Source organism: Methylobacterium sp. P1-11 (assembly GCF_008329595.1).
Taxonomy (GTDB): Bacteria; Pseudomonadota; Alphaproteobacteria; order Rhizobiales; family Beijerinckiaceae; genus Methylobacterium.
Genome location: NZ_NPKS01000004.1, coordinates 249,501 through 265,394 on the forward strand (window position 1 = coordinate 249,501; position 15,894 = coordinate 265,394).

Here is a 15,894-nt window from a genome sequence, read left to right on the forward strand (position 1 = left end):
CTTTTTCACCGAGGACGACGCGGTCGCGCAGCGTGCGGGCTCGCGTCATGACCGGTCTGTTGCACCGGCTGCGCAGGGGGCGCAACCCGCACAACGAGACCCGGATCCACCTCGCCAAACTGGCGAGGACCTACGGCTTCTCCATAGGCGCTTATTCGTACGGGCGTCCAAAAGTCCGTTTTCCGGAGAGCGGACGGCGGCTGACGATCGGCCGCTATTGTTCCATCGCCGACAAGGTTGAGATCCTGCTCGGCGGAGACCACCGGCTGGACTGGGCATCGACCTACCCGTTCGCGGCGATGCGCGGGCTCTTCCCGGAGGCGCAGGCGCCCGAGGATTACCATGCCTCCCGGGGCGACGTGGTGATCGGGCACGATGTCTGGCTTGGCTCCGGATGCATGATCCTGTCGGGGGTCACGGTCGGGCACGGCGCCGTGGTGGCGGCGCGCGCCGTGGTGACGCGCGACGTGCCGCCTTACGCGATCGTGGCCGGTAATCCGGCGCGGGTGGTGCGGCGCCGGTTCGACGAGGCCACGGTGACGGCACTCGTGGCGGCGGCGTGGTGGGACCTGCCCCAAGCGACAGTGACGCGCCTGGTGCCGCTGCTTCAGAGCGGCCGGATCGCGGATCTGCTGGCGGCGTTGCGCGTCAGCGCGGATTCCCGTACCGGCGGGGCCCAAATCGAAGACGACCCGAGATCTGGACGATGACCGATACGCCTCCCGACCGCCTCGCCTCCAACCCGAACAGCCCGTTCTACGACGAGAAGGTGCTGGAGCGCGGGGTCGGTGTCCGCTTCAAGGGTGTCGAGAAGACGAACGTCGAAGAGTATTGCGTCAGCGAGGGCTGGGTCCGGCTGTCGGCCGGCAAGACCCTCGACCGGGCCGGCAACCCGATGACCGTGAAGCTGAAGGGCACCGTGGAGCCCTATTTCCGCGAGCCCGAAGCGGAGGCCTGATCGACCCGCGCCAGCGCGGCGTCGAAGTTCCGGACGGAATCCCGGACGAGCGTCGCGACCTGTTCCGGAGCACGCGGCCCGTCGATGACGAGGCTCGCCAGGATATCGGAGCGGCCGGCGCGCTGCCTGGCGGTGCGCGCGTGGTTCGACAGGCGCAGGTGCCAGGAGCAGTCTTGCCGCCGCAGATACAGGCTGTCGCCGCGCTCGTTCCGGGCGACGATCGCGAAGCCGTGCGCCTCCAGCATCCGCGCCGCCAGACCGAGCGCCTTGAGCGGCGGAAGGGGACCGTCGGCGGTCACGGCCCGGCCGGTTCGATCGTGCCGAGGCGGCGCCGCCCGAGCGCCCGCGCCTTCAGCGACAGAGCCGGCCGCTCGACCCCGTACCAGGACAGGGCCGCGACCGGCAGCGTGAGGGCGAGGGCCGGCACCAGGAGCGCCGGCCCGGAGGCGGCCGGCCAGAGGTCGTGCAGGCTCTGCTGGATCGGCCATCCGTAGAGGTAGATCCCGTAGGAGAGGTCGGCCGACGGGTCGAACAGGCCGCGCGCCAGGGGGCCCAGGGCGAGCCAGACCGCGCCATACGACTCGGCCAGGAACAGAAGGGCCGGATAGGCCGGTGTCCGCGCGAGGACGAAGGCGCCGAAGGCCAGGCAGGCGAGGGCGGCGGCCGAGATCCGCACGCGGTCGCGCCACAAATAGAGGCCCGCGCCGGCCGCGAAGAGCAGCGGCAGGCGCAGCGCCGTCTCCGTGCCCTTGGGCAAATCCGGACCGCGAAGGCCGCAGGCGATCGTCAGGGCAAGCACCAGAACGGCCACGATCAGGGGCGCCGACCATCGCCGCCGGAGCAGGCCGCACAGGGCGGCGACGAGAACGCCGAGGTAGCACAGAACCTCGTATTTCAGCGTCCAGATTGTGCCGAGGGGGGCCCGGTAGGGATTGGATTCGAAGACGCCGGGGAGGGCGGCGTTGCTCTTGAAGGTCGTCAGCGTCCCGCGGATGAACGACCACAGGCCGGGATCGCCCAGATAGGCGGAGACGGGCAGGCGGGTGAGAACCGCGCCGAGCCCCAACGAGACGACGAGCGTCGCCGCCACGAGTCCCGGGAGGATCCGCAGGGTTCGCGCAACGGCGTAATCGCGAAGACCCCGGCGGTCGCAGCTCATCGTGACCAGGAAGCCCGACACCGCGAAGAAGCCGTTCACCGCGTGCTCGCCGAGGGTGTAGCCGGTGAGCCGGGCGAGGGGTTCGTCGCCGGCCGCACCGGTCGCAACGCTGAACGCGTGGGACACGACCACCGCCAAGGCCAGAATCAGTCGGAGACCGGTGAAGCCGTTGCGGCCCCGATCCAGCGCGGCCGCGATCGTCGGCGCGCTCATCGGGTCAGACCCTCGCGGGACAGCGCGGTCCGGCCGCGCAGGAAGGCGAGGGCGCCTGCGGCCGAGCCGCCATAGCGCTCCAGACCCGCCCGGCGCAGGATTAGGGCCGACAGGAGCGCCTTCGGCACGTTGGTCATCAGGGCGGCGAGGCTCGGGCCGGGCAGACCGTATTTGCGGCTGACATAGGCGCGCGACCATGCCTGATGCCATCGCGACCGGAACACCCGGCCGGGCTCGGGCGCCGACGAGCGGCCGCGACCGTGCAGAGCTTCGGCGCCATGGACATGGATCAGGGCGCGGCCGTGCTCGGCCACGCGGCGGCACAGATCGTCATCCTCGTAGAACAGGAAGATGTTCTCGTCGAAGCCGCCGAGGTCCAGGAATAGGGCGCGCGGCATCATCAGGCAGGCCCCGGAGAGGAACGGCGCGCAGGCATCGCCCTGCGGCAGTGCGAGCCTGCCGCCGGGATTGGTCAAATAGGGCGCCAGCAGCGAGCGCGCCTGGAAGAAAAAGCGTCCGTCGGGCTCGACGAGGCGGGGCGCCAGCAGGCCCGCATCCGGCCAGGATCGGGCCGCCGCCAGCAGGGCGTCCGCGGCGCCCGGGCGCAGAACCACGTCCGGGTTGACGATGAGGACATGCTCCGCCGTCTCGGCCGCCCGAACGCCGCAATTGTTGGCGCGGCCGTAACCCTCGTTGCGGGCGTTTCGGATCACCTGCGCGCCGGCCGCCTCCGCGACCGACGCGGAGGCGTCCCGGCTGGCATTGTCGACCACGATCGCCGGCACGTGCTGGCCGGCGAGCGCCGCGAGGCAGCCGGGCAGCACGTCGGCACTGTCATGCGCGACGACGATCGCGACGAGGCTCGGCACCGGGCAGCGAAGCGCGGCGCCTCAGGCCTTCTTCTCGGGGAGGTTGAGACGGATATGCAGCTCGCGCAGCTGCTTGGGCGTCGCCTCCGAGGGCGCGCCCATCATCAGATCCTCGGCGCGCTGGTTCATCGGGAACAGCACCACCTCGCGGATGTTCGGCTCGTTGCACAGGAGCATGACGATGCGGTCCACCCCCGGCGCGATGCCGCCGTGCGGCGGGGCGCCCATGCGCAGCGCGTTCAGCATGCCGCCGAACTTCTGCTCCAGCACTTCGTGGCCGTAGCCCGCGATGGCGAAGGCCTTCTCCATGACGTCGGGACGGTGGTTACGGATCGCCCCGGAGGACAGTTCCACGCCGTTGCAGACGATGTCGTACTGGAACGCCTTGATCCCCAGGATGCGCTTGGTGTTCGGACCGTTCTCGTCCTCGGAGGACAGCGCATCGAGGTCGAGCGCCAGGAACTCCTCGCGGTCGATGTTCGGCATCGAGAACGGGTTGTGAGAGAAGTCGACCCGCTTCTCCTCCTCGCTCCACTCGTACATCGGGAAGTCGGTGATCCAGCAGAACGCGTACTGGTCCTTGTCGCACAGGCCCAGCTCGTCGCCGATGCGGATTCGGGCCTTGCCGGCGAGGCCGGCCGCCTTGCCCTCGACACCGGCGGAGAAGAACACCGCGTCGCCGGCCTTCGCGCCGGCCCGCTCGGCGATCAGCGCCTGAACCTCGGCGGGGATGAACTTGGCGATCGGCCCCTTGCCGGTAAGCTCGCCGTTCTCCGCCTCGAACACGACGTAGCCAAGGCCCGGCGCGCCCTCGGAGCGGGCCCAGTCATTGAGCTTGTCGAAGAAGGAGCGCGGCTGCGCGCCCGCGCCGGTCGCCGGAATCGCGCGGACCACGCCGCCGGAGGCGATCACGCCCTTGAACGCCTTGAACGCCACGTCGTCGCGGGCGAACAGGTCGGTGACGTCGGCGATGATCAGCGGGTTGCGCAGATCCGGCTTGTCGACGCCGTATTTCAGCATGGAATCCGCGTAGGTGATGCGCGGGAATTCCTTGGTGACGCGCCTACCCTCGGCGAACTCCTCGAACACGCCGCGCAGCACCGGCTCCACCGCCTGGAACACGTCCTCCTGGGTGACGAAGCTCATCTCGATGTCGAGCTGGTAGAACTCGCCAGGGCTCCGGTCGGCGCGGGCATCCTCGTCGCGGAAGCAGGGCGCGATCTGGAAGTACCGATCGAAGCCCGCAATCATCGTCAGCTGCTTGAACTGCTGCGGCGCCTGCGGAAGTGCATAGAACTTGCCAGGATGCACACGTGACGGCACGAGGTAGTCGCGCGCACCTTCGGGTGACGAGGCGGTCAGAATCGGGGTCTGGAACTCGAAGAAGCCGCCCTCGCGCATCCGGCGGCGAAGCGAATCGATGATCGCGCCGCGCTTCATGATGTTGGCGTGGAGCTTCTCCCGGCGCAGGTCGAGGAAGCGGTAGCGCAGCCGCGTCTCCTCTGGATATTCGAGATCACCGAAGACCGGCAGCGGCAGCTCGCCGGCCGGGCCCAACACCTCGAGTTCATCGATATAAACCTCGACCGCGCCGGTCGGCAGCTCGCCATTCTCGGTGCCGGCCGGGCGCGTGCGAACGCGGCCGTCGATCCGCACAACCCATTCCGAACGCACAGCTTCGGCAGCCTTGAAGGCGGGCGAATCGGAGTCGATCACGCACTGCGTCAGGCCGTAATGGTCCCGCAGGTCCACGAACAGCACGCCCCCGTGGTCACGGATGCGGTGGCACCAGCCGGAGAGGCGGACACTCTGCCCGACGTCGGACGGGCGAAGCGCCCCGCAGGTGTGGGAACGGTAACGGTGCATGATGGGCTTCTTCTGAGGGAAGGCCGGCACCATTCACGCGAGGCCCCCCAAGTCAAGCGCGGGGTGTGCAGCACGGCCCCAAAAGCCGCTCCGCAAGGGTCCTGCGGCCTACCGGGCGGGGCCTTGCATCCCCATATGATGTCCATGAACGACAACGCTTTTTTCGTCCAGGAGCAGCCCGTGAAGTCGGCACCCGGACGCGCTTCGGCCGGGTGGCGGACGCTGCCCCTCGAAGGCCACTTCGACCTCGTCTACGAGGACGCGACCGGCGCCTGGAGCAACCGGTCGCTCGACGCGCGCGAACTCAAGCTCGGTCCGGGCCGGACGCTGCTTGGCGGCATCGACGCGCGGCGCGGCGGCTATCGCGGGTTTCGGGTGGACCGGATCCGCCGTCTCGTCGACGGGACCACCGGCGAGCGCATCGAGACCGGGATCCTCGACCGGCTGCTCGGACGCGCCGAGGCGCAACGCCGGGCCGACGCGCTGCGGATCCGGCGACAGGCACGCGTGCGCCGGAAGGCGGCCATTCCTGCCCTGGCTTAGCGATGTTGCCTGGCGATGACGGGCTGTGCGCGAAAGATGGGGACCTGCGCGGGCGCGTCTCCCCATGTTGGCTGCGGTTGCGTATAGCCGATGAATGGACCTGATCACCAACACTGACGCACTGCGCCAGATCTGCACACGCCTCGCCGAGCAGCCCTTCGTGACCGTCGACACGGAGTTCATGCGTGAGACGACGTACTATCCCAAGCTCTGCCTGATCCAGTTGGCGGCTCCGGATGGCACGGGCGTGCTGGTCGATCCTCTGGCCCCGGGGATCGACCTCCAGCCGTTCATCGCGCTCATGGCCGACGAGCGCACGGTCAAGGTGTTTCACTCCGCCCGTCAGGACCTGGAGATCATCTGGCTGATCGGCGGGATCCTGCCGCATCCGTTCTTCGATACGCAGGTCGCCGCCATGGTCTGCGGCTACGGCGATTCCGTCTCGTACGAGCAACTCGTCAACGATGTCGCGAAGGCCAAGATCGATAAGTCGTCCCGCTTCACGGACTGGTCGCGACGGCCGCTCTCCGAGGCGCAGCTGACCTACGCGCTGTCGGACGTGACCCACTTGGTGAAGATCTACGAGGTGCTCGTCGCTGAATTGCTGCGGACCGATCGCGGCGCTTGGCTCGACGAGGAGATGGCGGTGCTGACCTCTCCCGAGACCTACCGCGCTGACCCCGCCCAGGCTTGGCGGCGCCTCTCCGGGCGGATGCGCAAGCCGCGGGAGATCGCCGTGTTGATGGAAGTGGCGGCTTGGCGCGAGAGCGAGGCCCAGGCGCGCAACGTTCCGCGCGGGCGGGTCCTGAAGGACGAGGCGGTGATCGACATCGCGTCGGCGGCGCCACGCAATGCCGAGGCGCTCGGCCGATTGCGCACGATTCCGGCGGGGTTCGAGCGCTCACGGACGGGAGTCGACATCGTCGCCGCCGTGGAGCGCGGTCTTGCCCGCGATACCAGCGCCGTCCGGATGCCCGAGCGCGCGCGGCGGAGCGGCGGCAACGGCGCGATCGTCGAACTCCTGAAGGTCCTGCTGAAGGCCGTCTGCGAGTCCGAAGGTGTCGCACCCAAGATCATCGCCACGGTCGACGATCTGGAGGCGATCGCTGACGACGATGCCGCAGAGGTGGCGGCTCTCCAGGGATGGCGCCGCGCGCTGTTCGGCCAAAAGGCCCTGGCGCTGAAGCAGGGCAGGCTGGCGCTTTCGGTCGAGAGCGGCCGGATCGTGGTACGCGCTCTGCAGACCGAGCCGGTGGAGACTAGCGACGACCCGGCCGAATGACAGCGGCGCGACGGTCGTGGGACAATCCGAGCCCACAGGCGTGACTTGCCACCGGAGCGGGATTAAATGGCAATTGGATTGCCATTTAATCCCGCCCGTGCATCCCGCGTATGTTCGAACCCAACGAGATTTTGAAGACGCTGACCGGGCGCGGTCTCGTATCGGCAGAGGGATGCGAATCCGCTCGGGTCCGCTATCGGCTGGTTGTCGAACGGCGTGGAGGCGGGCTTGTCGCGTACGGTAACCTCTACGGTAGTTATGCGGGCTTGCGGCCGATCTGGCTGGAGCCGGATGCCCAGCTCCGGCTCTCCAACGGCCGCCGCCTCAACATCTCCGTGACGGACTTGGTTGGCGAGGTTGCCGAATTCGAGAGCACAGGACCGGTCGGCGCTCTTTGACAGCGGTCCTGAGCCACCAGACATTATCGGCAGCGGGTGTCTTCGGCATTCGCGCTGGGCCTGGCCGAAGGCCCAATGATTCTGAGAAGCGGGACGATCTGGCAATTTGTCGCGCGCGAACACGAGTCCGGTCCACCGGATCCGTCAAAATATCGGATGCGGCGACTGGGCGCACGCGGCTGGACCGGGAAAATTCGGCAGGACAAAACGGCCAAGCCGTCTTGCACTGCGATCGAGCGGAAGCGGCCTCCGCTTTGGCCGGACTGGCCGCCCGCGCAACAAGCGCATGCTAATGCCGAGCAAAGCGCTCGCGACTGCAAGTTCTGCATGGAAGCCGCATCCGTACCCGTGTGATGCAGCTAAAGGAACCGACCGCCTCTTGTGCGCCGCACCATTTCTTTTCGCAAAAGCATGACATCGACCGTGCATTTGTCACAAGAAAAGAAGCTTTCACTGTGTGCTCACAGGTGCCGAACTGCGAGTTGACGGCGCTCAAAAATCTCTTAAGGTCCGGGCAAGCCTCGGTTTCGAGGGAGCCGCCTCAGGGATGGCGGCTCCTGGCTAGGGGATCAGTAGATCTCCTCGAAGTCCACTATGCCCGCTACCGAGGCGTCCATCCCTGTCGCAAACAGTCAGGTCGGAGTCCGAGCGACGCCACTCTTTTCGTGCGCCGCGAGAACTCTCAAGACTTGTCGGAGGAACCCATGAGAGCGGTACATCTCCTTGCGCTCGGCGCAGGTGTCGCGGCCGTCGCCGCGCCGGCGCTGGCCAATGAAAGCGTCATGAAGGGCATCGCCAACCCGGCGGAACAGGTTCTTCAGACGGTCGATTACGCGAATACGCGTTACTCGAAGCTCGACCAGATCAATGCCAAGAACGTCAAGGACCTACAGGTCGCCTGGACGTTCTCGACCGGCGTGCTCCGCGGCCACGAGGGCTCGCCGCTCGTCGTCGGCAACATCATGTACGTGCACACGCCGTTCCCGAACATCGTGTACGCCCTCGACCTCGACCACGAGGCGAAGATCCTCTGGAAGTACGAGCCGAAGCAGGATCCGTCCGTGATCCCGGTCATGTGCTGTGACACGGTCAACCGCGGCCTCGCCTACGCCGACGGCGCCATACTCCTGCACCAGGCCGACACCACCCTCGTGTCGCTCGACGCCAAGACCGGCAAGGTCAACTGGTCGGTCGTGAACGGTGACCCGAAGAAGGGCGAGACCAACACTGCCACGGTTCTGCCCGTGAAGGACAAGGTCATCGTCGGCATCTCGGGCGGCGAGTTCGGCGTGCAGTGCCACGTCACCGCCTACGACCTGAAGACCGGCAAGAAGGTGTGGCGCGGCTACTCCGAGGGCCCGGACGATCAGCTGATCGTCGACCCGGAGAAGACCACGTCGCTCGGCAAGCCGATCGGCAAGGACTCCTCGCTGAAGACCTGGGAAGGCGATCAGTGGAAGACCGGCGGCGGCTGCACCTGGGGCTGGTTCTCCTACGATCCCAAGCTGGACCTGATGTACTACGGTTCGGGCAACCCCTCGACCTGGAACCCCAAGCAGCGTCCGGGCGACAACAAGTGGTCCATGACCATCTGGGCGCGTAACCCGGATACCGGCATGGCCAAGTGGGTCTATCAGATGACCCCCCACGACGAGTGGGACTACGACGGCATCAACGAGATGATCCTCACGGATCAGAAGGTTGACGGCAAGGAGCAGCCGCTCCTGACCCACTTCGACCGTAACGGCTTCGGCTACACCCTGAACCGCGCGGACGGCACCCTCCTGGTGGCCGAGAAGTTCGACCCGGCCGTCAACTGGGCGACCAAGGTCGACATGGACAAGGGCTCGAAGAACTACGGCCGTCCGCTGGTCGTGTCGAAGTACTCGACCGAGCAGAATGGTGAGGACACCAACTCCAAGGGCATCTGCCCGGCGGCGCTGGGCACCAAGGATCAGCAGCCTGCGGCCTTCTCGCCGAAGACCAACCTGTTCTACGTGCCCACCAACCACGTCTGCATGGACTACGAGCCGTTCCGGGTGACCTACACCCCGGGCCAGCCCTACGTCGGTGCGACCCTCTCGATGTACCCGGCCCCGAACTCGCACGGCGGCATGGGCAACTTCATCGCGTGGGATGGCGTCAACGGCAAGATCAAGTGGTCCAACGCCGAGCAGTTCTCGGTGTGGTCCGGTGCTCTGGCCACCGCCGGCGACGTGGTGTTCTACGGAACGCTTGAGGGCTACCTGAAGGCGGTCGACGACAAGACCGGCAAGGAGCTGTTCAAGTTCAAGACCCCGTCGGGCATCATCGGCAACGTGATGACCTACCAGCACAAGGGCAAGCAATACGTGGGCGTCCTGTCGGGCGTCGGCGGCTGGGCGGGTATCGGCCTCGCGGCCGGCCTGACCGACCCGAACGCCGGTCTCGGCGCGGTGGGTGGCTACGCGGCTCTGTCGCAGTACACCAACCTCGGCGGCCAGCTGACGGTCTTCGCCCTGCCGAACTAATCGGCCGCAGGGTTCGACATGGAAAACGATGCCGGCGCGGGTTCCCGCGCCGGCATCCTTGTGATTAGACATTCTCGCAAGAGGCTGCGGCTCGGAGGGAGACGAAGAGCCTCGATCCAGGGAGACAGATGCGTTGCTCAACCTCAGCAAGATCGTAACGCGGCCGGTTATCGCCGCCCTCGCCCTAGCGACCGTCTCGACGGTTGCCGTACATGCTGAGGATGCCAAGCCTGCCGACCCCAAGCTCGCGAACTCGTACAACGCGAACGACAAGACCGCCGAACAGGATCCCAAGCTTCTGAAGCAGGATGCTGCGGTGAAGGTCGAGGACGGCAAGTACTTCGATGCCGACGGTCACCCGACGTTCCACGTGACCCAGGACGGCAAGATGCTCGACTGGTACACCTACTCGGGCTATCGCCGTTATCACGCCGAGTGCCACGTCTGTCACGGTCCGGATGGCATGGGCTCGACCTACGCACCGGCGCTCAAGGATTCGTTGAAGCACCTCTCCTACGAGGAGTTCATCGGCATCCTGGCGGGCGGCAAGCAGGATGTGAATGCCGCCGAGCAGAAGGTCATGCCCGCCTTCGGCGACAACAAGAACGTCATGTGCTATTCGGACGACCTCTACGTCTACCTCAAGGCTCGGGCCGCCGGAGCGATCGGGCGTATCCGCCCCTCCGATCATGAGGACAAGCCCGATACCGCCAAGAAGGCGGAGAAGGAATGCATGGGCGGCTGATGTCGTCTTTTGCCCGGATCGCAACCCTCTGCGCCTTGGCTCTGACCGGGACGCAGGGAGCTCTTGCCCAGCATCTGCCGGATACGGTCACAACCGACGTGCTGCGCGTCTGCGGTGATCCGGGCAACATGCCGTTTTCCGAACGGAAGGAGGACGGCTTCGAAAACAAGATCGCAGCGATCATCGCTGACGAGTTGAAGATCAAGGTCCGCTACTACTGGCTGACACAGGGTCCCGGTTTCGTGCGCAACACGCTCGGCACCGGGTTGTGCGACGTCATCATGGGCCAGGCCTTCGGGAGCGACCTCGTCCAGACCACGAATCCCTATTATCGATCGGCTTACACGCTGGTCACTCGACAGGGTGAGTATGACGGCGTGACCGGTCTCGATGACCCGCGTCTGAAGGGCAAGAGCATCGGCGTGATCGCCGGTACGCCGCCGGTGAACCGAATGGGCGAACTCGGCCTCGTCTCGAACATGAAGGCCTACGCGCCCTACCAGCTCGACCCGGCGCGCAAGTACCAGACGGTCGCCGCCGAGATCATCGCGGCCCTGGCGGCCAAAGAAATCGACGCAGCCGTGCTCTGGGGGCCGGCGGCGGGGTGGCTCGCCAAGCAATCGGGGACCGCCATGAGCGTCGTGCCACTGCTCAAGGAGCCGGAGCGGCCCCCGATGGCCTACCGGATCGCCATGGGCGTCCGGATCGGCGAGAATGATTGGAAGCGCTCGCTCAACACCGTTCTGCGCAAGCGCAAGGCCGATATCAACAAGGTGCTGCGCGATTACGACGTTCCCCTCCTCGATGATGAGGAGAACAAGCTGGCCGATCCGGGCGAGCGCTGACAAGCGGCGCTAATGTGCCCCTCAAGTTCGCCCCTTCGGTCGCGAAGGGTCAGGCGCGCTCGATCCCGGTCCGGTCAAGTTTCGCCAGAGCATCGGCCACACGTTCGCCGCCGATCACAAGATCGGGCGCAATCTCGGCCAGTGGCACCAGCACGAAGGCTCGTTCGCGCACATAACGGTGCGGTAGAACCAGACGTGCATCGTCGATGCTAGCGCCTTCGTAGGCCAGAACATCGATATCGATCACGCGCGGCCCCCACCGCTCCTCGCGGATACGCCCGAGTTTGTGCTCCACGCGCAGGCAAGCGTCGAGCAGGCCGTGGGGATCGAGACTCGTTTCCACCGCGACAGCTCCGTTCAGAAACCACGGCTGGTCAGTCTTGCCCCACGGTGGCGTGCGATAATCGGAAGACCGCGCGGTGACCGTAAGGCCGGGGATCGCCGCGAGACCCGCCACCGCGGCGTCGAGCATCGCGGCCATGTCACCGACATTGCTGCCGATGCCCAGATAGGCCTTCATCGACCGGCTCCGCGGCGGCGCGTGATCTCAACGCCGACACTTTCCAAGATTGCGGGGACGGGCGCGCTCGGCTTGTCGACGCGGACCGTGATGACATCGATCGGAGCGAAACGGCCCAAGATTTCTGTAGCGATCACTTCGGCCAGGGCCTCGATCAGGTTGAAGCGTCGCTCGGTGGCGATCCCAACCGCGACCGCAGTGAGATCCGCGTAGCTGACAGTCCCGGCCACGTCGTCCGAGCGGCCCGCGGCCTCAAGGTCCATCTGGGCTTCCAGGGAGATGTAGAAGCGCTGGCCGAGCACTGCCTCCTCGGCCAGTACGCCGTGCCTGCCGAAGACGGCAATCCGGGTGACGCGGATCAGGTCGCCCGCCATGCTCACCGAGCCTCAGGGCGCATCACGGCATCGACGACGCGCATCGCGTCGATATGCGCCGCCACGTCGTGCACACGAACAATATCGGCGCCGAGCGTCGCCGCAACGGCGTGAGCGGCAAGGGAGCCGTGGAGGCGGTCCGCCGGCCGGGTCTCACGATCGTGGAGGCGTCCGAGGAGAGACTTGCGGGAAACACCGACGAGTACGGGAAACCCGAGGGCCCGGATCTCCGGCAGACGCCGTAACGCTTCGAGATGCTGGTTCCAGGTCTTGCCGAAGCCGACGCCCGGGTCGAGCACGATCTCGGAATCCGCGATGCCGGCCCGATGAGCGATGGTGAGAGACCGCTCGAAAAAGGCCAGCATGTCAGCGACGATGTCGAGATTCGGATCGATCGTCTCGCGATTGTGCATGATGATGACCGGCGCGCCGTGCGAGGCCGCCACGGAGGCGATGTCGGGCTCGCGCTGAAGTCCCCAGACGTCGTTCACGATCCGAGCGCCCGCCTTGAGGGCAACGCGCGCCGTGGACGCCTTGTAGGTATCGATGGAGATCGGCACCGATAGCCGCGGCCCCACGGCCCGGATAACCGGCAGGACGCGCGCCTGCTCCTCGTCGGCGGAGATCGGAACGTGACCGGGCCGAGTCGATTCCCCGCCGATGTCGAGAATTGCGGCTCCCTCTGCGACCAGACGTTCGGCCTGCGCCACCGCCTCGGCCTCAGCGGCGAACAGGCCGCCATCCGAGAAGGAATCGGGCGTGACATTGAGGATGCCCATGACCAAGGTGCGGCCGCCGAGGGCGGGCAACAGATGGGACAGGCGAGACGAGGAGGTCACGGAGCGGGTCCCGTTCACAGGCGCGATTCGGGAGCCGGTTTGCGCGAATCGGGAGACCGGCGCAACGCCGGCCTCGTCGCGAATCTCAGCCGCGATAGCAGCGGATCTCGGCCTCGGCCTGGGCGCGGCGCAGTTCAGCGACCTTGTCGTCGAAGATTTTGGTCGACTTGAACTCGTTCGCCCGGTTGCCGACGCCCTGTCGCATCGACAGGACCGTGCTTGCCTGGACGTACTTGTCGTACGGCAGGATCGCGGCAAGCTGGTCCAGCGAGCAGGAGCATTTCTGCAGGCTTTCGCGGGTTTGCCCGTTGGCCGCCATGCAGCCAAACACGTAATCGACCCGCGCGTCGGTCGGGTAGTCGTTCTCCTCGGCCGCCCAGCCGGCCAGGCCTGACAACGTCAGAGCGAGGACGGCCAGGGTGCCCCGTTCAGCCAGCCTTCTGATCATAGTTCAGCTTCTCCTCGAGCAGCTCGCCGCCATCCGGGCTCTTCGACGATGCCTCGATCGAGACGATCTCGCCCGGGACGGCGGGGGCGATGACGAAGGTATAGGTCATGTCGTCCATGCCGCGCATGCGCTGCGCCATCGAGTCGCCCGCGAACGGCTTGGTGACGACGCGCCAGCCATCAACCTCGCGGCCGCCGATATTCACCTTCGTGGGCGTCACAACGGCCTTCTCGCGGAGACCCTTGCGGATTGCGAGCTTGAGGTAGCGCGGGTTCGCTTCCAGTACCTTGGCCAGACCACGCAGGTGGTTCTCTAGAAACAGCGACACGACCGGATTGCCCGGCATGTCCTCGAATGGGCCAGCCGGTACCCGGTTCAACCCGGAGAACATCACCACGCTGATATCGCGCGCCTCGGCACTCTTGCCGGGCTCAACCTTCAGCTGGACCGTGTCCGCCAGCGGCGGCCCAAACGGACCCTTCGCGATGCCCGAGCGGCGCAGGTAATCGTAGGTCAGCGTCGAACCCGACGCGGTATTTTTCATGTGCGGCTGATCGAACAGCAGATCCGCCGCCGAAGGCGGAGCGGCCGCGTTGGCCTGGGTGACGGTGGCAGGCTTTGAGGCATCCTCTGCAAGGGCCGGCGACGCGGCCAGAGCCAGCCCAACGGTCGTCGCGGCAAGGCTCCTCACGACAAGACTTCTCACGAGTGCACGTCCTCCTTGAGCGGCGACCGGACGTTGCTGCCGATCGTCCGATAAACGTAGTCGGGGGGGGTTTCGGCCGCTTCCTCGGTAGCAAGGGCCCTGACCTTGGCGTGGAGTGGGGAGAGCGAGCAGGCCGGATCCGTGGCGGCCGCGTCGCCGGCGAGCGCGAGCGCCTGGCAGCGGCAGCCGCCCCAATCCTTCTCGCGCCGGTCGCAGGAGCGGCAGGGCTCCTTCATCCACTCGGTGCCGCGATAGGCCGTGAAGGCGGGCGAGTCGCGCCAGATCTCGCCGAGCGCGTGGTCGTTGACGTTCCAGAACTCCAGCCCTGGGATCGTCTCGGCCGCGTGACAGGGCAGGACCTTGCCCTGGGGCGTGACGTTCATCAGCTTGCGGCCCCAGCCACCCGCGCAGGCCTTCGGGTATTTCGCGTAATAGTCGGGCACGACGAGGTCGATGACGAGCTGACCCTTCAGGCGCTCCCGGGCCGCCTCAACGATCCGAATCGATTCGTCGACCTGCGCCTTGTCGGGCATCAAAGCGGCCCGGTTGACGTAGGCCCAACCGTAATACTGCGTGTGCGCCACCTCGAGGCGCTTGGCCCCCATCTTCACGGCGAGATCGATGAAGCCCGCCACCTCGTGGATGTTGCCGCGGTGGATCACCGAATTCAGCGTGAGGGGCAGGCCGAGTTCGACCACCTTGGCGGCGAACGCGAATTTCTGCGGCTGGGCGTTCTTAAGGCCGCCGATCTTCTCGGCGTTCTGCGCGTCGACGCCCTGCACCGAGAGCTGCACGTGGTCGAGCCCGACGTCGTAGAGCGCCTGCAGCTTCGCCAGCGCCCCGCCGACGCCGGAAGTGATCAGGTTCGAGTACAGGCCGAGATCTGCACAGGTCTTTGTGATCTCGACGATGTCGTTGCGCGCCGTCGGCTCGCCACCGGACAGGTGCACGTGCAGGACACCGAGCGCCGCCGCCTCCCCGAGCACGCGCTGCCACGTCTGCGTGTCGAGCTCGCCCGACCGCCGGTCGAGATCCAGCGGGTTCGAGCAGTACGGGCAGCGCAGCGGGCAGCGATGGGTCAGCTCAGCGAGCAGACCCACCGGGGCCGGCGCATCAGGGCGGTTCGGCGTCAGCGCGTTCATCGCTCGAGAACCCGTTTCTCCGCGAGGCCTTCGAGCATCACCAGGATGTCGGCCTCGATGGCGCGGGGATCGGCCGCGTAGGTCTTGCCCAGCTCGTCCGCGATGTCGGCGACGCTGCGAGCCCCGTCCACGAGCTTAAGGACCGCGACGGCGTTGTCGTCGAGATCGAAGGTGCGCTCTGGGGCGAGCAGCACCCACTTGCCGCGGGTCTCGTCGTTGCGCAGCCGAACGCCGCGCGGCAGCCGCGGGCGGTCGCCGGCCGCCATCGTCCCGCTGGCCGCGCCCGGTCTGGCCCGCGACGCCTCGGCCACGAGCCCCTCGCCGGGCTGCCACGCGTCCGGGGGGACCATGCCGGGGGCGACGTAGGCGAAGTACAGCGCGTCGAGCTGCGTCCAGAGCACGGTGCACTTGAACGTCAGCGCCGCCAGCGCCTGCCGCTGCAGCTCGGGCGTCGTCGCGTGCTGCTTGACGTAGTCC

The 15,894-nt window shown here is 66.8% G+C and carries 19 protein-coding genes; 8 read left to right on the plus strand and 11 right to left on the minus strand.

Annotation, left to right across the window (positions count from 1 at the left end; genetic code table 11):
- The first annotated feature begins 47 nt into the window (after nt 1-47).
- Together CIW48_RS06500 and CIW48_RS06505 are read left to right on the plus strand one after the other, a co-directional pair.
- Nucleotides 48-710 (plus strand): CatB-related O-acetyltransferase, encoded by a 663-nt coding sequence (locus CIW48_RS06500; RefSeq protein WP_173009195.1) that lies wholly within the window; start codon nt 48-50, stop codon nt 708-710.
- Complete coding sequence (locus CIW48_RS06505; protein ID WP_149310070.1) at nt 707-958, plus strand: DUF3297 family protein; 252 nt, start codon at nt 707-709, stop codon at nt 956-958. The genes CIW48_RS06500 and CIW48_RS06505 overlap by 4 nt, the downstream gene beginning before the upstream one ends.
- On the opposite strand, the gene CIW48_RS06510 is transcribed toward CIW48_RS06505, so the two are convergent.
- Genes CIW48_RS06510 through aspS form a run of 4 tightly spaced genes read right to left on the minus strand, consistent with a single transcriptional unit; the run spans nt 928 to nt 5,065 of the window.
- Complete coding sequence (locus CIW48_RS06510; RefSeq protein ID WP_149310071.1) at nt 928-1,257, minus strand: hypothetical protein; 330 nt, start codon at nt 1,255-1,257, stop codon at nt 928-930. The two genes, CIW48_RS06505 and CIW48_RS06510, sit on opposite strands and share 31 nt — an antisense overlap.
- Nucleotides 1,254-2,330 (minus strand): acyltransferase, encoded by a 1,077-nt coding sequence (locus CIW48_RS06515; RefSeq protein ID WP_149310072.1) that lies wholly within the window; start codon nt 2,328-2,330, stop codon nt 1,254-1,256. Before CIW48_RS06515 ends, CIW48_RS06510 begins: the two co-directional genes overlap by 4 nt.
- The gene (locus tag CIW48_RS06520) at nt 2,327-3,199 is read right to left on the minus strand and encodes a glycosyltransferase family 2 protein (protein ID WP_149310073.1); all 873 of its coding nucleotides are present in this window, start codon (nt 3,197-3,199) and stop codon (nt 2,327-2,329) included. The genes CIW48_RS06515 and CIW48_RS06520 overlap by 4 nt, the downstream gene beginning before the upstream one ends.
- A 21-nt stretch (nt 3,200-3,220) precedes the next feature.
- Entirely contained in the window at nt 3,221-5,065 is a 1,845-nt protein-coding gene (gene aspS, locus CIW48_RS06525; protein WP_149310074.1) for an aspartate--tRNA ligase, read from the minus strand.
- Between the two features lie 144 nt (nt 5,066-5,209).
- Between aspS and CIW48_RS06530 the strand changes: the two genes are divergently transcribed.
- The 6 genes from CIW48_RS06530 (at nt 5,210) to xoxJ (ending at nt 11,388) form a co-directional block, all read left to right on the plus strand.
- Entirely contained in the window at nt 5,210-5,608 is a 399-nt protein-coding gene (locus tag CIW48_RS06530; RefSeq protein ID WP_173009196.1) for a hypothetical protein, read from the plus strand.
- Nucleotides 5,609-5,702: 94 nt separating this feature from the next.
- Nucleotides 5,703-6,890, plus strand: coding sequence for a ribonuclease D (rnd, locus tag CIW48_RS06535; RefSeq protein ID WP_149310075.1), 1,188 nt, complete (start codon nt 5,703-5,705; stop codon nt 6,888-6,890).
- Nucleotides 6,891-7,000: 110 nt separating this feature from the next.
- Nucleotides 7,001-7,288: a hypothetical protein gene (locus CIW48_RS06540; RefSeq protein ID WP_149310076.1), complete on the plus strand. Its 288-nt coding sequence runs from the start codon at nt 7,001-7,003 to the stop codon at nt 7,286-7,288.
- Between the two features lie 704 nt (nt 7,289-7,992).
- Complete coding sequence (gene xoxF1 / locus CIW48_RS06545) at nt 7,993-9,798, plus strand: lanthanide-dependent methanol dehydrogenase XoxF1 (RefSeq protein WP_149310077.1); 1,806 nt, start codon at nt 7,993-7,995, stop codon at nt 9,796-9,798.
- A 133-nt stretch (nt 9,799-9,931) separates the two neighbouring features.
- A complete protein-coding gene (locus CIW48_RS06550) occupies nt 9,932-10,543 on the plus strand; it encodes a c-type cytochrome, methanol metabolism-related (protein ID WP_091777594.1) in 612 nt (203 codons plus the stop codon).
- Entirely contained in the window at nt 10,543-11,388 is an 846-nt protein-coding gene (gene xoxJ / locus CIW48_RS06555) for a rare earth element methanol dehydrogenase accessory protein XoxJ (RefSeq protein ID WP_348645123.1), read from the plus strand. The genes CIW48_RS06550 and xoxJ overlap by 1 nt, the downstream gene beginning before the upstream one ends.
- A gap of 49 nt (nt 11,389-11,437) precedes the next feature.
- Here the strand turns inward: xoxJ and folK are convergent, their stop codons facing one another.
- The 7 genes from folK to pqqD all read right to left on the minus strand — a co-directional run.
- Nucleotides 11,438-11,908 (minus strand): 2-amino-4-hydroxy-6-hydroxymethyldihydropteridine diphosphokinase, encoded by a 471-nt coding sequence (gene folK, locus CIW48_RS06560; protein ID WP_149310079.1) that lies wholly within the window; start codon nt 11,906-11,908, stop codon nt 11,438-11,440.
- Entirely contained in the window at nt 11,905-12,282 is a 378-nt protein-coding gene (gene folB / locus CIW48_RS06565; RefSeq protein ID WP_149310080.1) for a dihydroneopterin aldolase, read from the minus strand. Before folB ends, folK begins: the two co-directional genes overlap by 4 nt.
- A gap of 2 nt (nt 12,283-12,284) precedes the next feature.
- Nucleotides 12,285-13,121 (minus strand): dihydropteroate synthase, encoded by an 837-nt coding sequence (gene folP, locus CIW48_RS06570; protein WP_149310081.1) that lies wholly within the window; start codon nt 13,119-13,121, stop codon nt 12,285-12,287.
- Nucleotides 13,122-13,206: 85 nt separating this feature from the next.
- Nucleotides 13,207-13,569 (minus strand): hypothetical protein, encoded by a 363-nt coding sequence (locus tag CIW48_RS06575; protein ID WP_149310082.1) that lies wholly within the window; start codon nt 13,567-13,569, stop codon nt 13,207-13,209.
- On the minus strand, nt 13,550-14,260 hold the full coding sequence (locus tag CIW48_RS06580; protein WP_246695150.1) for a hypothetical protein: 711 nt from the start codon (nt 14,258-14,260) through the stop codon (nt 13,550-13,552). Before CIW48_RS06580 ends, CIW48_RS06575 begins: the two co-directional genes overlap by 20 nt.
- A gap of 11 nt (nt 14,261-14,271) precedes the next feature.
- Nucleotides 14,272-15,417: a pyrroloquinoline quinone biosynthesis protein PqqE gene (gene pqqE / locus CIW48_RS06585; protein WP_149310084.1), complete on the minus strand. Its 1,146-nt coding sequence runs from the start codon at nt 15,415-15,417 to the stop codon at nt 14,272-14,274.
- Nucleotides 15,414-15,894: pyrroloquinoline quinone biosynthesis peptide chaperone PqqD (gene pqqD, locus CIW48_RS33830; protein WP_246695151.1), on the minus strand; the 481-nt coding region annotated here is incomplete at its 5' end. The genes pqqE and pqqD, both read right to left, overlap by 4 nt.